This is a genomic window from Collinsella sp. LCP19S3_C9, from assembly GCF_052121575.1.
In the GTDB taxonomy this organism is placed as follows: Bacteria; Actinomycetota; Coriobacteriia; order Coriobacteriales; family Coriobacteriaceae; genus Collinsella.
The window spans coordinates 43,486-64,590 of sequence record NZ_JBQKDZ010000005.1 but is presented as its reverse complement, the minus strand read 5'-3'; the positions used below and the strand labels follow the sequence as shown (position 1 = coordinate 64,590).

At 61.8% G+C, this 21,105-nt stretch carries 19 protein-coding genes and 2 tRNA genes; all 21 read right to left on the bottom strand.

Annotation, left to right across the window (positions count from 1 at the left end):
- Positions 1–9: 9 nt before the first annotated feature.
- The 21 genes from ftsY to rbfA all read right to left on the bottom strand — a co-directional run bounded on the left by ftsY (position 10) and on the right by rbfA (position 21,094).
- The gene (ftsY, locus tag ACTQXI_RS03735) at positions 10–927 is read right to left on the bottom strand and encodes a signal recognition particle-docking protein FtsY (protein WP_441548343.1); all 918 of its coding nucleotides are present in this window, start codon (positions 925–927) and stop codon (positions 10–12) included.
- Positions 927–4,463 (bottom strand): chromosome segregation protein SMC, encoded by a 3,537-nt coding sequence (smc, locus tag ACTQXI_RS03730; protein ID WP_441548342.1) that lies wholly within the window; start codon positions 4,461–4,463, stop codon positions 927–929. The genes ftsY and smc overlap by 1 nt, the downstream gene beginning before the upstream one ends.
- 10 nt (positions 4,464–4,473) lie before the next feature.
- The gene (rnc, locus tag ACTQXI_RS03725; protein ID WP_154515455.1) at positions 4,474–5,199 is read right to left on the bottom strand and encodes a ribonuclease III; all 726 of its coding nucleotides are present in this window, start codon (positions 5,197–5,199) and stop codon (positions 4,474–4,476) included.
- A 3-nt stretch (positions 5,200–5,202) separates the two neighbouring features.
- Entirely contained in the window at positions 5,203–5,445 is a 243-nt protein-coding gene (locus ACTQXI_RS03720) for an acyl carrier protein (protein ID WP_441548341.1), read from the bottom strand.
- Between the two features lie 117 nt (positions 5,446–5,562).
- A complete protein-coding gene (gene plsX / locus ACTQXI_RS03715) occupies positions 5,563–6,579 on the bottom strand; it encodes a phosphate acyltransferase PlsX (protein WP_154515449.1) in 1,017 nt (338 codons plus the stop codon).
- Positions 6,580–6,667: 88 nt separating this feature from the next.
- Positions 6,668–6,847, bottom strand: coding sequence for a 50S ribosomal protein L32 (gene rpmF / locus ACTQXI_RS03710; protein WP_022094017.1), 180 nt, complete (start codon positions 6,845–6,847; stop codon positions 6,668–6,670).
- Positions 6,848–6,911: 64 nt separating this feature from the next.
- Entirely contained in the window at positions 6,912–7,466 is a 555-nt protein-coding gene (locus ACTQXI_RS03705) for a YceD family protein (protein WP_441041153.1), read from the bottom strand.
- Positions 7,466–7,963, bottom strand: coding sequence for an ATPase (locus ACTQXI_RS03700; RefSeq protein WP_154515443.1), 498 nt, complete (start codon positions 7,961–7,963; stop codon positions 7,466–7,468). Before ACTQXI_RS03700 ends, ACTQXI_RS03705 begins: the two co-directional genes overlap by 1 nt.
- Positions 7,964–8,031: 68 nt before the next feature.
- Positions 8,032–8,529: a pantetheine-phosphate adenylyltransferase gene (gene coaD / locus ACTQXI_RS03695; protein WP_154515440.1), complete on the bottom strand. Its 498-nt coding sequence runs from the start codon at positions 8,527–8,529 to the stop codon at positions 8,032–8,034.
- A complete protein-coding gene (gene rsmD, locus ACTQXI_RS03690) occupies positions 8,522–9,166 on the bottom strand; it encodes a 16S rRNA (guanine(966)-N(2))-methyltransferase RsmD (protein WP_154515437.1) in 645 nt (214 codons plus the stop codon). Before rsmD ends, coaD begins: the two co-directional genes overlap by 8 nt.
- Positions 9,163–11,340 (bottom strand): ATP-dependent DNA helicase RecG, encoded by a 2,178-nt coding sequence (gene recG, locus ACTQXI_RS03685; RefSeq protein ID WP_441540868.1) that lies wholly within the window; start codon positions 11,338–11,340, stop codon positions 9,163–9,165. The genes rsmD and recG overlap by 4 nt, the downstream gene beginning before the upstream one ends.
- A gap of 10 nt (positions 11,341–11,350) precedes the next feature.
- Complete coding sequence (locus ACTQXI_RS03680) at positions 11,351–13,012, bottom strand: DAK2 domain-containing protein (protein ID WP_441548340.1); 1,662 nt, start codon at positions 13,010–13,012, stop codon at positions 11,351–11,353.
- 27 nt (positions 13,013–13,039) lie between these two features.
- The gene (locus tag ACTQXI_RS03675; protein ID WP_187361832.1) at positions 13,040–13,429 is read right to left on the bottom strand and encodes an Asp23/Gls24 family envelope stress response protein; all 390 of its coding nucleotides are present in this window, start codon (positions 13,427–13,429) and stop codon (positions 13,040–13,042) included.
- 161 nt (positions 13,430–13,590) lie between these two features.
- Positions 13,591–13,665, bottom strand: a tRNA-Asn gene (locus tag ACTQXI_RS03670).
- Between the two features lie 33 nt (positions 13,666–13,698).
- A tRNA-Asn gene (locus tag ACTQXI_RS03665) sits at positions 13,699–13,773 on the bottom strand.
- A 367-nt stretch (positions 13,774–14,140) separates the two neighbouring features.
- Positions 14,141–15,484 carry an RNA polymerase sigma factor RpoD gene (gene rpoD, locus ACTQXI_RS03660; RefSeq protein WP_370450567.1) on the bottom strand — a complete coding sequence of 448 codons (1,344 nt, stop codon included), beginning with the start codon at positions 15,482–15,484 and terminating at the stop codon, positions 14,141–14,143.
- A gap of 110 nt (positions 15,485–15,594) precedes the next feature.
- Positions 15,595–17,703, bottom strand: a complete 2,109-nt coding sequence (dnaG, locus tag ACTQXI_RS03655) for a DNA primase (RefSeq protein WP_441548339.1) — start codon at positions 17,701–17,703, stop codon at positions 15,595–15,597.
- On the bottom strand, positions 17,696–18,703 hold the full coding sequence (ribF, locus tag ACTQXI_RS03650) for a riboflavin biosynthesis protein RibF (protein WP_441548338.1): 1,008 nt from the start codon (positions 18,701–18,703) through the stop codon (positions 17,696–17,698). Before ribF ends, dnaG begins: the two co-directional genes overlap by 8 nt.
- Positions 18,700–19,632: a tRNA pseudouridine(55) synthase TruB gene (gene truB, locus ACTQXI_RS03645; protein WP_441548337.1), complete on the bottom strand. Its 933-nt coding sequence runs from the start codon at positions 19,630–19,632 to the stop codon at positions 18,700–18,702. The genes ribF and truB overlap by 4 nt, the downstream gene beginning before the upstream one ends.
- 15 nt (positions 19,633–19,647) lie before the next feature.
- A complete protein-coding gene (locus ACTQXI_RS03640; RefSeq protein ID WP_427719632.1) occupies positions 19,648–20,691 on the bottom strand; it encodes a DHH family phosphoesterase in 1,044 nt (347 codons plus the stop codon).
- Positions 20,684–21,094, bottom strand: coding sequence for a 30S ribosome-binding factor RbfA (gene rbfA, locus ACTQXI_RS03635; protein ID WP_006234038.1), 411 nt, complete (start codon positions 21,092–21,094; stop codon positions 20,684–20,686). Before rbfA ends, ACTQXI_RS03640 begins: the two co-directional genes overlap by 8 nt.
- Positions 21,095–21,105 lie beyond the last annotated feature (11 nt).

Here is a 21,105-nt window from a genome sequence, read left to right as displayed (position 1 = left end):
GGTCACTCCTTAGTTGGACTCGCCCACCAGGGCGCGGCAGAAATCTTTGGCATTAAACTCCTGCAGGTCATCGACCTGCTCGCCCACGCCCACGCGCAGGATCGGGAGCTTGAGCTTCTCGGCCACGGCCATGGCGATACCGCCCTTTGCCGTGCCGTCGAGCTTAGTCATGATAATACCGTCCAGACCCAGCGCATCATTAAACTCGAGCGCCTGGTTCAGGCCGTTTTGGCCCGTCGCGGCATCGATCACGAGGACGACCGAGACGGGCATGGGGCCGGCGGCCATATTGGCGGCGCGCTTACGCGTCACGTTGACCACCTTGGCAAGCTCGCGCATGAGCTCGGGGCTCGTGTGCAGACGACCGGCGGTGTCGATGAGCACCAAGTCGCTGCCGCGCTTATCGGCCTCGTCGAGCACGTCGTAGCAAACGCTTGCCGGGTCTGAGCCGCGGTCGCGCTTTATGACGGGGACGCCGGCTCGCTGGCCCCACACATCGAGCTGTTCGATGGCGGCAGCGCGGAAGGTATCGGCCGAGCCGATCACGACGTTCTTGCCGCGGGCGGCCATGGCGCTCGCGATCTTGCCGACCGTAGTGGTCTTGCCGGCACCGTTGATGCCCACAAACAGAACACAGCTCGGCGTGTCGGCGAACGGATCGCGCTCGACGGGTACAAAATGCTGCTCGAGCTGCTCGGCCAGGGCCCGACGGAGTTGCGGGGCGGTCTTGAGGTTCTTCTTGGCCGCGGCATCGCGCAGGTCGTCGGAGACCTGGATGGCGACCTCGGCACCCATGTCACCCATGACGAGGGTGTCCTCTAGGTCCTCCCAAAAATCCTCGTCGACCTCGCCGCCAAAGTAAAAGACCTCGTTGAGGGCCTCGCGGCTGCGCTCAAGTCCGCGCGAGAGAGCATCGAAGAATCCCATTATGCATTCACGACCTTTCCGGTTTCACGATCGAGTTTTTGCGAGACGACGCGACTGACGCCGTCAGCTTGCATCGAGACGCCGTAGAGGACGTCAGCGTCCTCCATAGTACGGCGCTGATGCGAGATAACCAAGAGCTGCGTATCGGAACGCAGCACGTCGAGCGCGCCGATGAGCTTGGACAGGTTGGCGTCATCGAGCGCCGCCTCGACCTCGTCCAGCACATAGAACGGCACCGTACGCGTGCGATACACGGCAAAGAGCAGGGCGAGCGCCGTCAGGCTCTTCTCGCCGCCCGACATGAGCATCATCTTGGTGATACGCTTGCCGCGCGGCTGCGCCACGACCTCGATGCCCGTCTCGGCCGGGTGCTCGGGGTCGGTCATCTCCAGATGTGCCTGGCCACCCGGGAACAGCATGGCGAAGATCTCGCGGAAGTTCGCATCGACCTTTTCGAAGGTCACCAGGAAGGCTTTACGCATCTTGCGGTCGATGGCCACGGTAATCTTGGTGAGCGCCTTGCGCGCGCTCTCCAGATCGGCCAGCTGCTCCTCGATGTAGTCGGCGCGGCGCTTGAGCTGCTCGTACTCCTCCATGGCAACCTGGTTCACAGGGCCCAGGTTGTTGATCTGGCGCACGAGCTGATTGAGCTCGCGCTCGGCGGCGTCGCGATCGGTGGGAGCAGGAAGCATGAGCGCTTCCTCGAGCACGGTGGTGCCATCGGCGGTAATGGCCTTGATGGCCGCCTCTACCTGCACCTCGAGCTTGCCGCGCGCGACCTTGAACTCGTTTTGTGTCGCCGTGGCGGCATCGACCCGCTCCTTGGCGCGGGAGACCTCGGCCTTGGCATCCTCGATGGTTTTCTTGAGCGAAGCCGAGTCTGCCTCCTCGAGTGAGGCCTGGTCACGCAGGCGCGCGGCCCAATCAGATGCACGCTCCAGCAGGGCCGAATAGCGCTCGTGCATGGGATCGACACGCAAGCGCAGCAGCTCGAGCGAGCGCGAAGCCTGACGTGTTCCGCGGATACGGCGGTCAATGCCCTCCAGGCGATGCTCCAGATCGGGCACGCGGCCCTTCAGCGAACGCAGGCGCTCGCTCGTCTGGGCCAGGCGCACCTTGGCATCGGCAAGCTTACCGGCTGCCTCGGAATCGTCACGGCGCACGCGATCGAGCTCGTCGTTGGCTTCGGCAATCTGGAGACCCAGGTCGCTTGCCTGCGCACGGGCCTCGTCGCGCGAACGGGTGAGCTCGTCAACGCGCGGGCGCGCGGCGTTCACGGCCTCGGCCGCCTGCTCGCGGCGCCTGGAGATGCGCGCACGCTCGACCTCAGCGTTGTTGGCGCTTTGCTCCAGGCGGCCAATCTCGGAGAGCAGCGAGCGGCGCTCGCCCTCAAGACGGGCGATCTCGCCGGCGGCATCACCCTCGGCGGCACGCGCCTCCTCGACGGCCGCATTGGCCTCGATAACCTGGTTCGACACATGCTCAAAAACGGCAGCCAAATCGGGCTCCAGGCCTTCGAGCTCGCGAATGCGGCGCTTCCGCTCCAGGGCACCCGAGGCCTCGCCGGCATCGAGCCCCACGCGCACCAGGCCACCAAAGCTCACGCGAGCGCCATCGGGCGTCACATAAGTCACACCGTCAACGACTGGCGCCGCCAGCGCGGCAGCTAAGTCATCGACCACGTAATAGCCGCCGAGCAGCGCCTCGACAATCGGGCCATAACCGGCACGCACGGACAGGCGATCAACCAGACGCGAACCGGCAGCGCCCTCGGCAGCAGCAGAGCCGCTCACACCACGCGCCACCAGCAGTGCCTCGCCCGAGGCCTTCTTTTGGTCCAAAGCCGCACGACCGGCACGCTCAAGCGTGGCGGCGTCATCAAACAACAGGGCATCGATATCGCCGGCAAGCAGCTGCTCGACCAGGCCCTCAAGCTCACGCGGCGCCTCGAGCACGTCGCCCAGACGGCCCGTTACGTCATCGCCCAATGCCCCTACCAGACGGCTCACCAACGGCGAGCTATCGGCCATACGGGCATCGAGCTTCTTTTGGCTCGCAAGCTCAGAGCGCACCTCGGACAGCTTGTTGCGCGACTCGCTCTCACGGGCGCGCAAGTCCTTCAACGCCGCACGGGCGACCTCGGTGGCCTGGCGCGCATCGGCCTGGGCTTGGCGAGCCTGATCGAGCGCGCCGTCGAGCTCCTCGGCGCGGTCGCGACGACTCTCGAGCGAGGCCGTGACCTCCTCGAGCTGCTCGTCAATCTGCTCCAGGCGCGAGGCGTACATGTTGTCCTCGACCTCGGCATTGCTCAGCGAGTCTTTCACCTTGGCAAGCTCGAGCGCAGCCTTGTCGGCCACGCGCTGCACATCGCGTTGCTCGCGCGTAAGCTGCGAAATCTGATGGTCGAGCGCAACACGGCGCTCGTGGAGCTCGGCAGCGGCAGGGCCGGCGGCGTCAACGTCGTCCTGGGCCTGCATGTGCGCACCGGTCACTTCCTCTAGCTGGGCACGTGCATCCTCGAGCTCCTCGACCACGCGACGACGCTGATGCTCGGAGCTCGAAATCTGGCCGCGCATATCGGACAGGCGCGACACCATATTGTGGCCCTTTTCCTCGAGCAGGCGCATATCGGAGTTAATACGGCCGACCACATCTTGCATATGACGGCGTTGCTCGCCCAAGTCACCCACAAACAGGCCCTTTTCCTCGAGCATCAACTGGAGCTTCTCGAGCTCGCGCTCCTTTTCGCCCAAGCGGTACTGCGCAAGCTCCAGCTCGGCGGCACCCTCTTTGGAACGGCTCTCCAGATCGTTCCACTGCGACTGCAGCGAACGAAGCTCGTCAACGGCCAGCATCTGCGTAAGCTCGTTCGCGCGCGAGGACAGCTCTTTGTACTTGCGCGCGCGATCGACCTGACGCTCCAACGGTCGCAGCTGACGGGCAATCTCCTTATTGATGTCGCGGGCACGAGTAAGGTGCTCGTCCATCGACTTAATCTTTTTGAGCGCACGCTCCTTGCGGCGCTTGTGCTTGGAAATGCCGGCAGCCTCCTCGATAAGGGCGCGGCGCTCCTCGGGACGGCTCTGCAAAATGGCATCGAGCTTGCCCTGGCTGATAATGGAATGCGTATCCTTACCCAAGCCCGAATCGTGCAAAATGTCCTGGATATCCATCAGGCGGCACGGACTCGAGTTGATGAGGTATTCGCTCTCGCCCGAACGATACATGCGGCGGGTGATGGCAACCTCGTCAAAGTCGACAGGCAGCACATGGTCCGAGTTATCGAGCACCAGCGTGACCTCGGCAACGCCCACCGGCTTGCGCGCCGACGAGCCCGAGAAGATGACGTCCTCCATGGCCTGGCCGCGCAGCTGCTTGGCGCTCTGCTCACCCAGTACCCACAGAATCGAATCGGAGATATTCGATTTTCCCGAGCCGTTAGGACCGACGATGACGGTCAGGCCCGGCTCAAACGTCATATGGGCGCGGTCGGCAAACGACTTGAACCCTTTGAGCGTAAGGGACTTGAGATACACGGTTCCTCGCTTAAACGGGCTTCTTGTTGAGAATCACACCGTTGGTGGTGTAACCCATGCGGTCGAGCGCCTCGAGTGCAGCGGCTCCCTCGGCCTCTTTCTTAGAGGCGCCGGTGCCGCGGCCCTGACGGATACCGTCGACAAGCACCACGGCGGTAAAGGTGGGCGCATGTGCCGGGCCCTCGGAGCCTACCAGCTTGTATGCCGGGGGCTCGTGACCGTCTGCCTGCACGCACTCCTGCAAGAACGACTTGGGGTTCGCGGGGTGCTCGGCACGCTCGGAGGCCAAATGGGGCTTAAGCGTGCGATGGATGAACTCCGCCGCCGCATCCCAGCCGGCATCGAGGTACAACGCACCCACGAGCGACTCATAGACGTTCTCGAGCGCCGAGTTAAGGCCGCGCGCGCCGGTACCGGTCTCGGAGGCACCAAAGATGATGATGTCGTCGATGCCCAGCTCGTGCGAAACCTCGGACAGCGTGGCACCCGAAACAAGCGATACCTTCAGACGCGTGAGCTTGCCTTCATCGAACTCGGGATAAGACTCAAAGAGCGAACGGGCAACTACGGCGCCCAGAATGGAGTCACCCAAAAACTCAAGCCGCTCATAGCTGGCAGAGACCGGCTGCCCCTCTACTGCCGAGGGGTGGGTGAGCGCCGCGCGTAGCAGCACCTTGTTATTAAACTCATGGCCCAGGATTTCCTGAGCGCGCGTGAGTCGTTGAGATAAAGCCAAGACCTAGGCCTCCCTGGCGTTTTCGATAGCGTCGACGGCGTCGGCAACGGAGGTGAGCGACAACAGGGTCTCGTCATCGATCTCGAGGTCAAACTCGTCCTCGATGGCCGTCACCAGCTGCAGGCGCTCGAGCGAATTGGCATCGAGGTCGTCAAAAGTCGTCTCATCACTGATCTCGGCAACGTCGATGCCCAGCACGTCGGCAGCGATCTCGGCGATCTTGTCAAAGATTTCGGAGCGATCCATAGCGCATCCTCTCATACGTCGTGGAATACAATGTGTCGCGCGGGCGGAAGCCGCATTGCAGCACGGCTCCGATTCTACCCCACGATGCATAGCTTGAGCCACGTAACGGAGCTCTTGCTAAACGATACCTTCCATGGAATTGGCAATGCTTTCGATAAGCCCGGCTCGAACGGCCTGAGCCGCGGCGAGCGTACCGTTTTTAACGGCTTCGGCCGACGTGGCGCCATGGCCAATCAAAACGACGCCGCGAAGGCCCAGCAGGATCGCGCCGCCCTTGGCATCGCCCGAGAGCTTGGCTTTCATCTGGCGCATCTGCTTTTTGATGAGCAGCGCGGCGATCTTGGTACCGAGCGAAGACATAAAGGCGCCCTTGAGCTCTTGCAGCAAAAACTTGGCAGCGCCCTCGGTTGCCTTGAGCGCAATATTGCCCGACATGCCGTCGGCGACCACAACGTCAAAATTGCCCGACGTAAGATCGGTGCCCTCGCAGTTGCCCACAAAACCGGGGACCGCGGCTTTCATAGCCGGGAAGCACGCCTTGGTAAAGTTGGAACCCTTCTCGTCCTCGGTGCCGTTGCCAAGCAGGCCCACACGCGGATGTTCGATGCCCAGGACCACGCGGGCATAGGCTGCACCCATCTGGGCAAAGCGAACCATGTCGTCGACCTCGACATCGGGGTTGGCCCCCATGTCGCACAGTACCGTAAGGCCACCGGCGCGGTTGGGCAGCGCATTGGTGAGGCATGGGCGCACCGGCTGCTTCTTACCCTCTACCAAATATCTAAACGGCGTCACGTAGGCGGTGGCGGCAGCCGTCATGGCGCCGGTCGACCCCGCGGAGAAAAACGCGTCCGCGTTGCCCTTCTTAATAGCACGGCAGGCAAGCACGATCGAAGACTTACGCTTGGTCATCACGGCGCGGATGGGATCGTCGTCCATGGCGATGACATCGGGGGCCTCCAGAGCCTCCACGCGCGCGTGCGCCGCGGCAAAGGGGTTGACGATATCGGCGGGGCCAACAGCAATGACCTCGATATCGGGATCGGCGGCAAGTGCGGCCTCAATACCGTCGAGGACAACTTGGGGCTTCTCGTCTCCGCCCACAACGTCTACACAAACGCGAACGTTACTCATTTCAAGTGCTCCTTATACAAAAATGGCCGACTCATTGAGCCGGCCATTGTGGTTCCAGTTGGAACGGCATCGTATCCAGAGTATACAGTTACTCGGTAACGATAACCTCGCGGTCCTTGTAGAAACCGCAGCTGGGGCACACGTGGTGCGGGAGCTTGACAGCGCCGCAACGGGGGCACGTGGACTGAGCCGCAGCCGAGATCTTCATGTTGGCGGAACGACGGGTATGGGTACGGATACGACCCTGCTTTTGTTTAGGTACGGGCATAGTGACCTTCCTTATGAACTATCCAGTGTGGCGATTACGCGCAAGTAGCGATACTACCACATTTTTACTCATCAAGATTGAGATTCTTCAATGCTGCAAATGGATTTTCCGTGGCAGCGGCCCATTCGGCCTCGGCCTGGGCGGCGCAATCGCATTGCTCGACGTTGAGATTGATCCCGCAGGTGGGGCACAGGCCGCGGCAATCGGGCTTGCAGAGCACCACAAACGGCGTGTCCATGACAACGGCGTCGTTAATGGGCTCCCCCAGATCGACAATGCGGTCCTCGCCCAAAAGCTCGTAACCGTCCTCGTAGGCCTCGGGATCCTCGGGCTCCTCAAAGAGATAGAACTCCTCGATCTCGCCGGCGATATCAAACGAGGCGAGCTCAAGGCAGCGGTCGCATTCGCCGGTGACGTGCGCTCGAACCATGCCGGAGAGCAGAACACCGGTGCCCGCATTGGTAAAAACCACGTCGTAAGCAATGCCGTCCTGCAGCTGGTACTCCTTCTCGCCCACCGTGTAGGTGGCGACATCGACCTTGCCGGTCAGCGGATACGAGTCTCCGGGAAACTCGAGCTGCTCGGAAAGATCGACGGTAACGCTCGGGAACTCAGCCATTACCACTGACCGTTCTGCTGGGCGGCACCCTCGTTGAGCTGCTGACGGCAACGGGTAACGGTGCCGGTCAGGCTCTTGAGGTTCTCCTCGAGGTGCGTAAAGACCTGCTCGGCATAATCCTCGGCCGCATAGCGCGTCTCGCGCTCGTACTGCTGGGCACGATCACGGATATCGTCGGCCTGCTGCTGCGCCAAGCGGACGATCTCCTGCTCACCGGCAATGGTGAGTGCCTGCTGCTGAGCATCGGCAATGATGGAATCGGCCTGAGCGGCGGCGGAAGCCATAAGCTCGTCGCGCTCCTTGAGGATGCGACGGGACTTCTGCCACTCCTCGGGATAGCTCATACGGATCTCGTCAAGGATGTTAAAGAAGACGTCGGCATCGATAACCTTCATCTGGGCATTCTTGCCGAACGGCGTCTTAGCCTCTTCGATGAGCCCCTCGAGCTCCTCGACAAGGCTCACGATCCTGTCGCCAGGAAAATTCTCGCCCGGCATCCGGTCTCCTTTCATAGGTAACATGACATCGTGTTAGTTTACCACATGCCATCAGGCAATATGAAACGTCACGAAAAGCGATGTTTAAGCGCTTCGACCACATTGGGCGGCACAAACGTCGACACATCGCTTCCGAGCGATGCGATCTGACGAACCACCGAGCTCGAGATATAGCCGTACTGCGGCGCACTCATGACAAAAATGGACTCAAGCTCGTTGTCCAGGCGATAGTTGAGGTCCGCCTGCTGCAGCTCGTACTCAAAGTCGGTCATGGCGCGCAGGCCCTTGACCACAGCACCCGCACCCTGCTCACGGGCAAAATCGACCAACAGGCCGGTAAAGGGCAGTACCTCGACACCGTCAATATCGCCCAGGGCCTCGCGGGCCAACGCCACGCGCTCATCGAGCATAAAGGTGGTGCCCACGCCGTTTTTGCCCTGCGACTCCGCCACGGCGACAATCACGCTGGGAAAAATGCGGCGGGCGCGGCGGATTACATCGATGTGACCAAACGTGATGGGGTCAAACGTACCCGGAACGATCACGCGGTTGATAGTGTCATTCATGGGTATCCTCCAAAGGCACGTCCTCGTCAATATCGCTGTCATTAGCATGGTCGCACTCGTCCGCGGCCACCCAGCGCAGCAAGTCAACCGAGGTAATGCCGTAGCGTTTCTCTCGCACGGTCTCAAAACCAGCCGGATGAGCGCCCGCGTCGCTTGCGGCATGCTCAAACAGGGCAAAGGCCCCTGGTGCCAGCAAGCCCTGCTGGGCAAGATTGCGCAGCAGCTCCTCGACCGGCTCGGCACCAAAGGCATAGGGTGGATCGAGCAGGACCAAATCAAAGGGGCCGCCCGGAACACGGCCGCGCGAGGCGCTCGCCAACACATCGCCGGTAACGACGCGCCAACGCGAGCGGTCGCGACACAGCGACTCGATATTCTTAGTGATCAGTCGGGCGGCATTGCGATCGATCTCGAACGTGATGAGCGAGCGAGCGCCGCGCGAGAGCATCTCGATTCCCAGGGCACCGGAGCCGCCAAAGGCATCCAGCACGCGGACCTCGTCCAGATCGAAATCGAATGCCGACATGACCATAGACGCACATGCCTCGCGCACGCGGTCGGTCGTGGGACGGGTGACATCGCGCCCACGCGGCTCTTCGATCTTGCGGCCGCGCCATTCACCGCCGATGATTCTCATCCTCCGCTGACCTCCTTGAAGATATGTCGATAACGCGTGGCGACCGCATCGCGCAAGGGACGCGTCGCCACGGAGTCAAGGTTGCAAGCATACCGCAAGAGCTCGACCGCGTCCAAATGGGCCCATTCGATAAGATCCTCGTCGGCGTCCAGGTCCACAAAACGCAGGGTCACACCGCCATGTTGGCGATAACCCAAGATTTCGCCCTCGTGGCGCAAACGCAGGTCCATCTGCGCAAGCGCAAAACCGTCAGAGGTCTTTTCGAGCGCCCGCAGGCGGTCTTGCGCAGCAGACACACCGCCATTGCCCTTGGAATGCGTCATGACCAGGCACGTGCCCGACACGCTGCCGCGGCCCACGCGGCCTCTAAGCTGATGCAGGGCCGCCAAGCCAAAGCGCTCGCCGTTCTCGATAACCATGACGGTGGCGTTGGGCACGTCGACGCCCACCTCGACCACCGTAGTCGAGACGAGCACGTCGATCTCGCCGCGCTTAAAGGCGTCGATCACGCGGTCCTTCTCCCCCGCCGGCATGCGGCCGTGAAGACGCTCGACGGAAAGCCCCGGCAATGCCAGACGCAGGCGGTCGAGCTCGGTCGCGGTGTCGTGTAACGGCACGGGCACCGTCACGCGACCTTCATCGTCGCGAGCAATGCCGGGAACGTCTTCCAAATCGTCCGCGGAGTCACTCGGCTCCACAAGCGGGCAGATAACGTAAGCCTGCTGTCCTTGGGCATGCGCCTCGCGAATGGCACCGTAGGCCAGGTCGCGGCTCGACTCGGTGAGCACGCGCGTCGAGACGCCGGCCCCGGGAACGGGGCGATGACGAATGATGGACGTGTCCAGGTCGCCATAGACCGAGAGCGCCAGTGTGCGCGGAATAGGCGTAGCCGTCATAACGAGTAAGTCCGCACCTGGGCCTTTGGCACGCAGGGCATTGCGCTGCCCCACGCCAAACCGGTGCTGCTCGTCGATAACGACGAGTGAAAGATGTTTAAACGTTACGTTATCCGAAAGGACCGCATGGGTACCAAAGAGCACATCGAGCTCACCAGACTGCAGCTGTGCATGGATGCGCTCGCGCTCGGCGGCCGGGGTAGCACCCGTCAGGAGCGCCCAGGACATACCGGCCTGCGAGAGCAAAGGACCGGTCTTATCGGCATATTGACGCGCCAGCACGCCCGTGGGTGCCATGACGCAGGACTGGGTACCCGAATCGGCCGCGACTGCCAGCGCGCAGGCGGCGACGGCGGTCTTGCCGGTACCGACATCGCCCAGCAGCAAGCGGTTCATCACGTGGTCGCCATCGCACATGTCATGCAGGATGTCTTGGAACGCGGCCTCCTGCTCGTCGCTCAGCGAAAACGGCAGGGCCCGCCTAAGCGCCGTCAAATGACCACCCGCGGTATGGGTGTAGGGAACCACCTCGACCATACCGCCGTCGTTGCGCAGACGAAGCGCCAGCTGAAGATAGAGGCATTCCTCATAGGCAAGCCGTGCGCGCGCGATATCGCGCTCGGCCATACTCGAGGGAAAGTGAATCGAACGCAGCGCACGGGCGCTGCTCATAAGGCGGCGCTTGGCGCGCAGGGGCGCGGGAATCGGGTCGAAGGGATTGCCGACAATCTCGAGCGCGCCGCTCACGATACGGCGCATCCAAGCCTGGCTCACACCGTCGCTCACATAGTGAACCGGAAGGATGGTGCCCGCGGCACGCCCGTCCTCGAGCTTTTCGAAATGCGGCGAGGCCATCTGCTTAAAGCCATAGGCAAATTCGACCTTACCCATCACGGCCAGGCGGTCGCCCTGCTTGAGCTGCTGGGCAATCCAGGGCTGGCGGAAAAAAGCGACTTGCAGCACGCCCGTCTCGTCCACAAGCGAGACCTCGGTAACCTGCATACGCGGGCGGGGCTGCTTTTGAACGATACGATCGACCGTGGCGACGATCGTGCACACCGTACCGATAGGCGCCATCTCGATGGACCAGGAGCGTGTAAAGTCCAGATATCGATGAGGGATATGGAGAAGGAGGTCCCCCACCGTCCTAATTCCCAGACGGCGAAGGGCCTCCTCACGTTTACCCGAAACATATTTGAGTCGCGCGATATCCTCGTCGAGCGCATTGCTCTGGGCAAAGCGCTCCGAGACGCGCGGCACGGAGCACAGCTCGGACATGGGCAGATGCCTACTCGATCGAGAAGATCACGGGATAGAGCGGCTGCTCACCACGATGGGCGTCAATCTCCAGGTCGGGCTGAGCCTCCTCGATGGCGTCGACGATCTCCTGGAAGGCCTCATCGGACAGCTCCTCGCCGGCCAGAATCGTCAGCGCGTCGCCCTCCTCTTCCTCCTGCATGCGGTTGATGCAGTCGAGCGTGACCTGCTTCACATCGGAGCCGACCACGTCGATGGAGCCGGCAATGATACCCATGACGTCACCGGAGTGAATCGGCGAGCCGTCAGAGGCGCTGGAATCGCGCACGGCACGGGTGACCTCGCCATCGCGAACCTCGCTGAGGGCATCGACCATGGCGGCGACGGCGTCCTCGAGCTCGGAATCGGGCAGCACCGCGAACAGAGCGGAGAACGCCTGCGGAACGGTCTTGGTGGGAACCACGGCGACCTTTTTGTCGGTGCAGGCAGAAGCGGCAGCCTCGGCAGCCATACGGATATTGCCGTTATTGGGCAGGATGATGACCGAAGTCGCGTTGACCTGGTCCACCGCGCCCAGCAGGTCGGCGGTCGAGGGGTTCATGGTCTGGCCACCCGAAACGACTACGTCGACGCCGAGGGACTTGAGGATGTCGGCCTCACCGGAACCGGCGGCAACGGCGACAAAACCCAAGGCCTTGGCGGGCTCGGCGGCCTTTTCCTGGTCCTCGTGGATCTTAGCGGTACGGTCGTGGGCCTCCATCTCCATGTTGTGGATAAAGACCTCGTAGATCTGGCCAAGCTGCAGCATGTGCTCGAGCACCAGGTTGGGGGTGTTGGAGTGCACGTGGATCTTGTAGTCGGGGTAGGCGCCCACGAGCAGCTCGCAGTCGCCCATGGAACCCAGGAACTTAAGGCACTCGTCCTCGTCAAACGGGGCGTCGGCCTTAAAGAGGAACTCGTTGCAGTAGCGGAACTCCGAGCCCTCCCAGTCGTCGTTGGCCTCGATCTCGACGCGACCGAGGGCCGCATCGCGGGCAGAGCCAGCGGAATCAAACGTGGTGGAGAAATCCTCGACAACGGCGCTGCGGCCCAGAGCAGCGGCAACGAAGTTTTCCAGGAAGATGGCGAAGCCAAAGGCGCCGGAGTCGACCACGCCGTTCTCCTTCAGAACGGGCAGCAGGTCGGGCGTGCGAGCCACAGACTGGTAGGCCTCGACGACGATGGCGTCGAGCGCGTCCTCGGCCGAGAACTTCTTCTTCTCGCACTCGTCGGCCTTGGTCGAGACGTCGCGCAGGACCGTAAGAATCGTGCCCTCGATGGGCTTGCGGACGGCCTGGAAGGCGACCTTGACGGCGCGACGGAAAGCATGCGCGATGTCGGCAGACGTGATGGGCTCATCGACAGAGACGAGCCCCTCGGCCACGCCGCGCAGGATCTGCGAGGTGATAACGCCGGAGTTGCCGCGGGCGCCCATGAGGGAGCCGTGGGTGATGGCGCCAGCGATGGCCTCCATATCGGCATCGGCGGGAAGGGCGGAAAGCTCCTTGGTCACCGAGGCGAGCGTGAGCGACATGTTGGTGCCGGTGTCACCGTCGGGCACGGGAAAGACGTTGAGTTTATTGATCTCCTCGGCCTTGTCGGAAACGGCAGCCGCAGCGATCGGAAAACAGGTGCGAATGGTCTTTACAATCATGAGTATTTGAATCTCCGTTTTCGGATGCTAGTTCAGACGGCTCTTGAGCGCGTCGATATGAATGCCGATCTTAAGGCTGGCGGGATCGATCTGGGCGATCTCCTGCAGGGTGAAGGCAACGGAGCTCGAAAGATTGTGGCAGACGGACTTCATGTTGACGCCGTTCTCGAGCACGACGTGAAGGTCGACCGTAAGGCCGTTCTCGTCGGCGGAGACAAGCACGCCCTTGCGGAGGCGCTGACCGGCAAGCAGGCGCACGCTCTCGGCGCCCTGGAGCTGCTCGGCCATACCGACGACGCCATAGCACGTCATCGCGGCATAACCGGCAATATCGGCAATAACGTCGTTCGAGACGCTCAGGCTGCCGTTAATGGTCTCAGACACAAGAATCTCCTTATCTGGTGCTCGCGGCACCATGTCGTGGGAGCAATCATTGCAATATTCTACAACGACCGCGCCATGTTGAGGTGGTGGGTCGCGGGATTACATCCTCGACACGAAATGTTGATATGGCAACGTTTGCGTTAAGCAATCGCGGCATGAAAAAACCCGCCGCAAAAGCGACGGGTTTTACAATCTGGCTCCCCGGGTAGGACTCGAACCTACAACAGCGCGGTTAACAGCCGCGTGCTCTACCATTGAGCTACCGAGGAATTTAAAGCCCAGCAGATTGGGCTGAGAAATTCTGGCTCCCCGGGTAGGACTCGAACCTACAACAGCGCGGTTAACAGCCGCGTGCTCTACCATTGAGCTACCGAGGAATAGGTGCATGCTCTCAAGCAACGAAGTTTATTATACGGACGAATCAGCTCAGGGCAAGAACTTTTTTAAGAAATTTTCCGACCCAGTCATTGGGGACGTTCTTAAACGACTAGTCATTCAAGAACGTCCCCAACGACTAATCAACCAGACGCCCAGGGTAGTCTTTTTGGGACGGGGCTTTTTTAGCTACCCAATCTGGGGCCTTTAAAGCTTGAGCCGCGCATTGAGATAGGGCAGCTAAAAAAGCCCCGTCCCAAAAAGACTAAAAAAGCCCCGTCCCAAAAAGACTACCCGTGCCCCAACTGCCGGCCCTTGTTACATGAAAGCGCCCTCAAGCGGATGTGCTTGAGGGCGCTTCTTGCATAACTAGCTTTCGATATAGTCTTTGAGCTTGCTGGAGCGGCTGGGGTGGCGGAGCTTGGCCAGGGTCTTGGACTCGATCTGGCGGATGCGCTCGCGCGTGACACCAAACTCGCGGCCGACTTCCTCGAGCGTGCGGGGATGTCCGTCGACAAGTCCAAAGCGCAGCTCAATAACCTTGCGCTCACGATCGGCAAGCGAGTCGAGCACCTGGGTGAGCTGCTCCTGCAGCATGGAGAAGCTGGCGGCATCGGGCGGAACGATGGCCTGGGAGTCCTCGATAAAGTCGCCCAGCTGGGAATCCTCTTCCTCGCCGATAGGAGTCTCGAGCGACACGGGCTCCTGCGAGATCTTCTGAATCTCGCGGACGCGGTCGGCACTCATGTCCATCTCGGCACCGATCTCCTCGGGGGTCGGGTCGCGACCCAAATCCTGGAGGAGCTGGCGCTGCACGCGGACAAGCTTGTTGATGGTCTCGACCATGTGCACGGGAATACGGATGGTACGGGCCTGGTCGGCGATAGCGCGCGTGATGGCCTGACGGATCCACCACGTGGCGTACGTGGAGAACTTGAAGCCCTTCTGGTAGTCGAACTTCTCGACGGCGCGGATCAGACCGAGGTTGCCCTCCTGGATCAGATCCAGGAACAGCATGCCGCGACCGACGTAGCGCTTGGCGATGGAGACGACCAGACGGAGGTTGGCGCTGATGAGCGCCTGCTTGGCCTCGAGGCCCACGTTCTCGATACGAGTCAGACGACGCATCTCGGCGCGAGTGAGCTCGATCTCGCCCGCCTCGGCGGCCTCGAGCTTCTCGGTGGCCTCGAGACCGGCCTCGATCTTCATGGCCAGATCGACCTCTTCGGAGGCAGTCAGCAGGTCGACCTTGCCGATCTCCTTAAGGTACATACGAACCGGGTCACCGGTCAGCATCACCGTGGAGGCATCGATGCCACGCACGCGAGAACGCGAACGGGACGTGCGGACGGTGCGCTTCTTTTTGCTCTTGCAAGAACCCATCTCGGCATCGGCCTGACGGGCCATCTTAAGCTCATGATCGTCGAGCGAGCCGGAATCGTGCTCCTCGTCGTCATCGAAATCGTCGGTATCGTTATCGTCATCGTCGACGTCCATGGGGGCGTCGTCGTTTCCGCTCGCGGAGATAATCTGGATGCCGCTGTTGCGCAGCGCGGAATAGACCGCGTTGAGCTGCTCGTCAGAAACATCGATATCCTTCAGGACGACCTGGATCTCGTCCTCGGTTACCGAAGTCCTGTTTGAGCCGTTGCCCATGAGCTTAGCAACGTAGGATTCCAGCCCAGTACCCGTGCTCTCAGTCTTATTTGGCACAGATTCTCCCTTCGTAGTCCACAGGACACATTACTTTAGCACACACTTACATGTCTATACCCAAAATTCAGACTGGATATAGCAGATAACATGCCGATTGACCACAACATCTAGGCCTGATCGGGACCCGCGGCCTCCAAACCAATCAACCGGAACGGATCGGCCACGCCGCCAATCGACTTCTGGAGCTCGCGCTGGCGCAAAGAATCCTGCGCGGCCTGCATGGTCAATGCACGGCGCGCGTCATCGTCGAGCGACCGGTCCTGGCGCAGCTTGGCCTGGGCAGCCCGCATACGGCGCTTGATGGTGTAAAGCTCAAGCGTATCGAGCATAAAGACGATGTTCGTCTCGGTGGGATGTTTGCTCGTCGCCGAGATGCGCCCGGCACTGACGAGCGAAGCCGCCTCGGGACACACCGCGCGTGCGGCGTCCATGCACGCCGCGGGATCGGTGCCCGGAGGCGTCGCGAGCACGGCCCACGCGATGGACTCGTGACGGGGGTCTACCCACTCGATCGAGCAGATGCGATCGGCGTACGTGCGGAATAGATCGGGGTAGCTGGTGAGCATCGTCAACAGCTCGCGCTCCCCCGCCAGAGACTTCCGCTCCAGATCGGTCAGCACGATCGGCGTCGCCGGAACGGAAGCGGTCGAAGCAGACCCCGCGGGCGCCGCGTCCATGCCAGCAGGCACATCGATCGGCGGCATATCGTCGACGACCTCGACCGGCGCGGCCCCGTAGGCCTCGAGCGGCACATAGTCGTACGGTTCCTCCTCGACCGGTGCGGATACCGGCGGCGTCGTCCCCGACGCCCAGGCGCCGCGAGATGCCCCCTGCGGACCGGACACCCGACCGCCCGCGCTGCCTGCGCGCTCGGCCTGTGCCCGCTGGCGCTCGTAGTTCTGCTCGCGACGACGCTCGGCGTCCTCGCGTTTGGCGACATCGCGAAACACACGGCCCGAGCTCGAGCGTACCGTCTCCAAATCCAGGCCCAGAAGGTCGGCTATCTGGATAAAGTACGTATCGATCATGTAGCTATCGCGCAGCGGATAGATGAGCGTCAGCGCATCCTCGAGCGCCTTGGCGCGACCGCCCGGCGTGGTAATGTCGCTCGACTCCTGCAGTGAGCGGTACACAAAGTCCATGAGGGGCTCGGCGGCGTCGATACGCGCCTGCAGTGCCTCGCCACCATGCGCCGTGATGAACTCCATAGGGTCGTTACCGTCGGGAAGCACCACGCAGCGCAGGTCCATCGAGTCCTGCTCGATAAACTGAATCGCGCGGCGCGCGGCCTTTTGACCGGCGGCGTCACCATCGAACATATACACAATGCGCTTGGCAAAACGGGTGAGCGTCTTTACGTGATGTTCCGTCAGCGCCGTGCCCAGCGTGGCGACGACGTTTTTGATCCCCGCCTCCCAGCAGGCGATGCAATCGGTATATCCCTCCACCACGATGGCGGTATCCTGCGCGACGATAAACTCCTTGGCCCAGTTAAAGCCGTAGAGGTTTCTCTTTTTATGAAACACGCTCGTCTCGGCGGTGTTGAGGTACTTGGGTTGGCCGTCGCCCATAATACGACCGCCAAAGGCGATGTTATGACCCTGTTCGTCAAAGATGGGAAACATCACGCGGTCGTAAAAACGATCGGCAAGCTGTCCGCGCCCGCGGCTCACGGCCACGTTGGCGTCGATCATCTCCTGCGGGGTAAAGCCCTTCTGCGACAGATGGGCCACCAACATATTGCGACCCGGCGCAAAGCCCAGGCAGTAGCGACGGCAGACGTCGCCACCCATACCGCGGCTGGCAAAGTACTCGCGCGGACGGCTGTCCTTACCGCGCATGAGCATGGTGTGATAGAACTGGGCCGTCTCGGCGCACAGGTCATAGATGCGGGCGCGCTTGGTGCCGCGATCGCGCTGCGCGCCGGTATCGTGCAGCTCAATGCCGGCACGATCGGCCAGGTAGCGAATCGACTCGGGAAAGCTCAGGTTCTCGCGCTTCATGATGTAGGTGAAGACGTCGCCGCCCTCGCCACAGCCAAAGCAGTGCCACACCTGCGTAGCGGGGATAATGTGAAACGATGGGGTCTTTTCGCCATGGAAGGGGCAGCAACCCCAAAACTCATGGCCGCGGAGCTTGAGCTCAACCGTTTCCTGCACGATGGCAACCAGGTCGGACGCAGCGCGCACCTGGTCTTTCTCCTCATCGCTAATCACGGATGCTCACCCCCTGCTCACCCAAGTTATGACGGATATCGTCAATATTACCCTCGACGGTCGCGATAAGCTCGTCCAGCGAATCGAACACGCGCGAAGGACGCAGCCAACGCGTAAACGCCAACGAAACCGAACGTCCATACAGGTCGCCCGCATACCCGATCAAGTTGGCCTCGAGATGCGCCGAAGCGGCATCGTCGGCATACGTCGGCGGCAGGCCCACGTTGACGGCAGCGGGCCACACGGTATCGTCGACCAGCACAAGGCCCTCGTAGACGCCATCGGCAGGCAGCTGGATTCCGTTTGGTACCAACAGGTTTGCCGTAGGAAATCCCATATCGGAGCCCTCGTGGCGACCGCGAATCACGCCGCCGCGCACCATATAGGGACGGCCGAGTAGATCGGCTGCCAGCTCAACATGGCCCAAGCTCAGCTCACGTCGAATGCGGGTGGCACAGATAGCCTCGCCGGCCTCGCACAGCAAATTGTGCCCATACACGTCAACACCGCGCTCGACACCCCATGCCTGCATCTTGGCAACACCCGAGGCACCGCCGCGGCCCAGCCTAAAATCGCTGCCAACGCGAATGGAGCGAATGTCGACAACATGCGCCAACAGCTCAAGAAAGCCCACGTGGTCGAGCGACGCTACCGCAGGCGTAAAGGGAACAGCCACCACGGCATCGACCCCAGTCTGAGCCAAGGCATGCAGGCGGTCGGCCGTCGTCATCAATTTTTGAGCGGGCGCAGGGCTCACCACAACATCCGGATCAGGGTCAAACGTTACGACAACCGCTTTGCAGCCGTGGACGCGCGCATCGCGAATGACCGCGTCGATCAGCTCACGATGTCCCCTATGCACGCCATCGAACACGCCGATGGCAATCGAGGCGGCACCCATAGACTCGCAGTCACCAAAAGCATCAGCCAAAACGATGCGGGCCTCCGCCGCCGCGCCCACAAAAAATGTGCGCGCGAGCTCGCGAGGGTCCAGCATCATCGAACACCGCCGATCGCCTGCGGAAAGACGTGCTCCATCACAAAGCGACCATCCTCGATACGAGCCAAAGCCTTGAGCCCGCCATCGAGCACCAGCGCAAACGGTGCCTTCGACGCATCGAAGCCGGCGAGCGCGCGATCAATAGGAATACGACGTCCGCACAGCAGATCTTCCGCAAGATTGCCCGGCAAGTCGACACGCGTGGCGCCGAGGGCCGCAATGGGGTCCAAGGCAAAGCCGGCAGCGGACTCGGCAGAAAGCTCCTCGACCGCATGGCAGGCACCGATGGAGACAATGCCAGAAGCGGTACGGCGCAGCGCGGAAATATGCGCGGCACTATCGCAGGCGCGACCCAGGTCGCGAGCGAGCGCACGGATATAGGTGCCCTTGCTCACCGAGAAGGCAACGGTCCAAATGCAGGAATCGCCCTCGCCACTCACGGCGATCAGGTCGGCAGAATATACCTCGACCGGGCGCGCAGGCAACTCAACGGCATTGCCCTCACGTGCAGACTTATAGGCGCGCACGCCGTTGACCGAAATAGCCGAAAACGCCGGCGGAACCTGCATCTGAGGGCCCAGCATGGCGCTCAAGCGCTCACGGGCATAGGCCGGATCGCGCAGCTCGGAAGCAATGGCGACCGTGCGGACGGCCTCGCCTTCCGCATCGTCGGTATTGGTCTCGGCGCCAAACGAGATATCGGCGACGTAACTTTTGGTATCGAGGGTAAGCATGCCCAGCAGACGCGTAGCCTGGCCCACGCCCACCACCATGACACCCGACGCCATGGGGTCGAGCGTGCCGGCATGACCGACGCGCCGCTCATGGAGGGCGCGCCGGCACCGCGATACCACGTCGTGGGACGTGCAGCCCACCGGTTTATCGACGGCGAGCAGCATATTCAATTGAGAAGGCGTACGACGAGCCATGTACCATCCAAAAAGTTAAAGCTCGACGGTCACCGAAGCGGGATCCTCCCCCACCAGCTCGGCCAGCATGGGAAGTGCCGCGGTGAGCGTCTCGAAAATCGTTCCGTTATTGGTAAAGCCGGCAGCAGCGTGATGTCCGCCTCCGCCAAAGTTGGCCGCAATCTCGGAGACATCCATGTCGCCCTTGGAGCGCAGGTTTCCGCGCACCTTGGTATCGCCCTCGATGCCCTTAAGGAACAGGCAGACCTCGACACCCATCACCGAGCGCACCACATCGACCAAGCCGTCGCACTCATCCGAGGTGACGCCACATTCCTTAAGGTCGCTTTCGTACGCGTAGCTATACGCCACGCGCCCGTGCGCGACCGTCTTGATGCGGCCCATGACGATGGACTTGAGGTGCAAGAACTCGACGCGCATGCTCTGATAGACCTCGAGCGCGACACGCGCCGGGTCGGCACCGTGCGCCACCAGGCGCGAAGCCGCATGGAACGCAGCGGCATCGGCATTCTGATACTGAAAACGACCGGTATCGGTAACCAGGCCACAGAGCAGACAGGTGGCGATGCGATCGCGAACGACAATGCCGCAATCATCCAAAAAGCGGTCGATGATCATGGCGCACGCCGCAGCATCGACACGCCTCAGGCTTACCTCGGCAAACTCCTCGCGCGCCGGATGGTGGTCAAAGCACACCACATGTTTGGAGCGGCGGAGCACGTCGGCCGAGTTGTTCAGACGCTCGACAACCGGCACATCCACCGAGATAAACAGGTCGGGATCGCCCGTAAAGCTCGAAGCCGGCACCAGACGATCGGCGCCTTCCATAAAGCGGTAAATACGCGGAACGGGATCGTCGTCTGCGAGCAGCAGCGCGATGTCCTTGTCGGGGAACGCCTTCATGAGCGAGAGACCCAGGCCCAACACGGAGCCCAGGGCATCGCCGTCGGGAGAGGTATGACCCGAGATCGCAATGGAGGACGCACCCTCGATAAGCTCGAGGATGCGTCGTTTAATATCTGCAGACTCGCACGAGACGAGGTCGGCGGAATTAGTCATCTAAAGCTGCCTCCTGGGCGGCATCCGCTATGGGATAGCCGTCCTCGTCCTTTTCGATCGCCAGCGTGGCCGGAACATTCTCCAGCGCACGCGTAATGCGCTCGGCCTCATCGGTCGAGCGATCGATGCGAAAATCGAGCTCGGGCGTGACGCGCCAGTCGAGCGAGCGAGCCAACAGGCTGCGAATGCGGCCCTTGGCGCTGGCGAGCGCCTCCATGACCTCATCGTAGCGGCTCGCATCGCACGACACGTACACGCGCGCGAACGAACGGTCCACCGCGACCTCGACCGCGGTCAGGGTGACCAGGTCGAGACGCGGATCGGAAACCTCAAAGAGAAGGATATAACCGAGCTTCTCGCGAAGCTGCTCGCCCAGACGGCGGGTTGCCTGCGTTTGCTTCATAGCGCTACCCC

Bases quoted from the DNA above. Each gene is read 5' to 3' on its own strand.
- plsX (WP_154515449.1), bottom strand. From the start codon at position 6,579: ATGAGTAACGTTCGCGTTTGTGTAGACGTTGTGGGCGGAGACGAGAAG.
- rbfA (WP_006234038.1), bottom strand. From the start codon at position 21,094: ATGAAGCAAACGCAGGCAACCCGCCGTCTGGGCGAGCAGCTTCGCGAG.
- ACTQXI_RS03675 (WP_187361832.1), bottom strand. From the start codon at position 13,429: ATGGTGCCGCGAGCACCAGATAAGGAGATTCTTGTGTCTGAGACCATT.
- ACTQXI_RS03720 (WP_441548341.1), bottom strand. From the start codon at position 5,445: ATGGATCGCTCCGAAATCTTTGACAAGATCGCCGAGATCGCTGCCGAC.
- rpmF (WP_022094017.1), bottom strand. From the start codon at position 6,847: ATGCCCGTACCTAAACAAAAGCAGGGTCGTATCCGTACCCATACCCGT.
- ACTQXI_RS03700 (WP_154515443.1), bottom strand. From the start codon at position 7,963: ATGCCGGGCGAGAATTTTCCTGGCGACAGGATCGTGAGCCTTGTCGAG.
- recG (WP_441540868.1), bottom strand. From the start codon at position 11,340: ATGTCCGAGCTGTGCTCCGTGCCGCGCGTCTCGGAGCGCTTTGCCCAG.
- ftsY (WP_441548343.1), bottom strand. From the start codon at position 927: ATGGGATTCTTCGATGCTCTCTCGCGCGGACTTGAGCGCAGCCGCGAG.
- ACTQXI_RS03680 (WP_441548340.1), bottom strand. From the start codon at position 13,012: ATGATTGTAAAGACCATTCGCACCTGTTTTCCGATCGCTGCGGCTGCC.
- ribF (WP_441548338.1), bottom strand. From the start codon at position 18,703: ATGATGCTGGACCCTCGCGAGCTCGCGCGCACATTTTTTGTGGGCGCG.
- ACTQXI_RS03705 (WP_441041153.1), bottom strand. From the start codon at position 7,466: ATGGCTGAGTTCCCGAGCGTTACCGTCGATCTTTCCGAGCAGCTCGAG.
- ACTQXI_RS03640 (WP_427719632.1), bottom strand. From the start codon at position 20,691: ATGACTAATTCCGCCGACCTCGTCTCGTGCGAGTCTGCAGATATTAAA.
- coaD (WP_154515440.1), bottom strand. From the start codon at position 8,529: ATGAATGACACTATCAACCGCGTGATCGTTCCGGGTACGTTTGACCCC.
- truB (WP_441548337.1), bottom strand. From the start codon at position 19,632: ATGGCTCGTCGTACGCCTTCTCAATTGAATATGCTGCTCGCCGTCGAT.
- rsmD (WP_154515437.1), bottom strand. From the start codon at position 9,166: ATGAGAATCATCGGCGGTGAATGGCGCGGCCGCAAGATCGAAGAGCCG.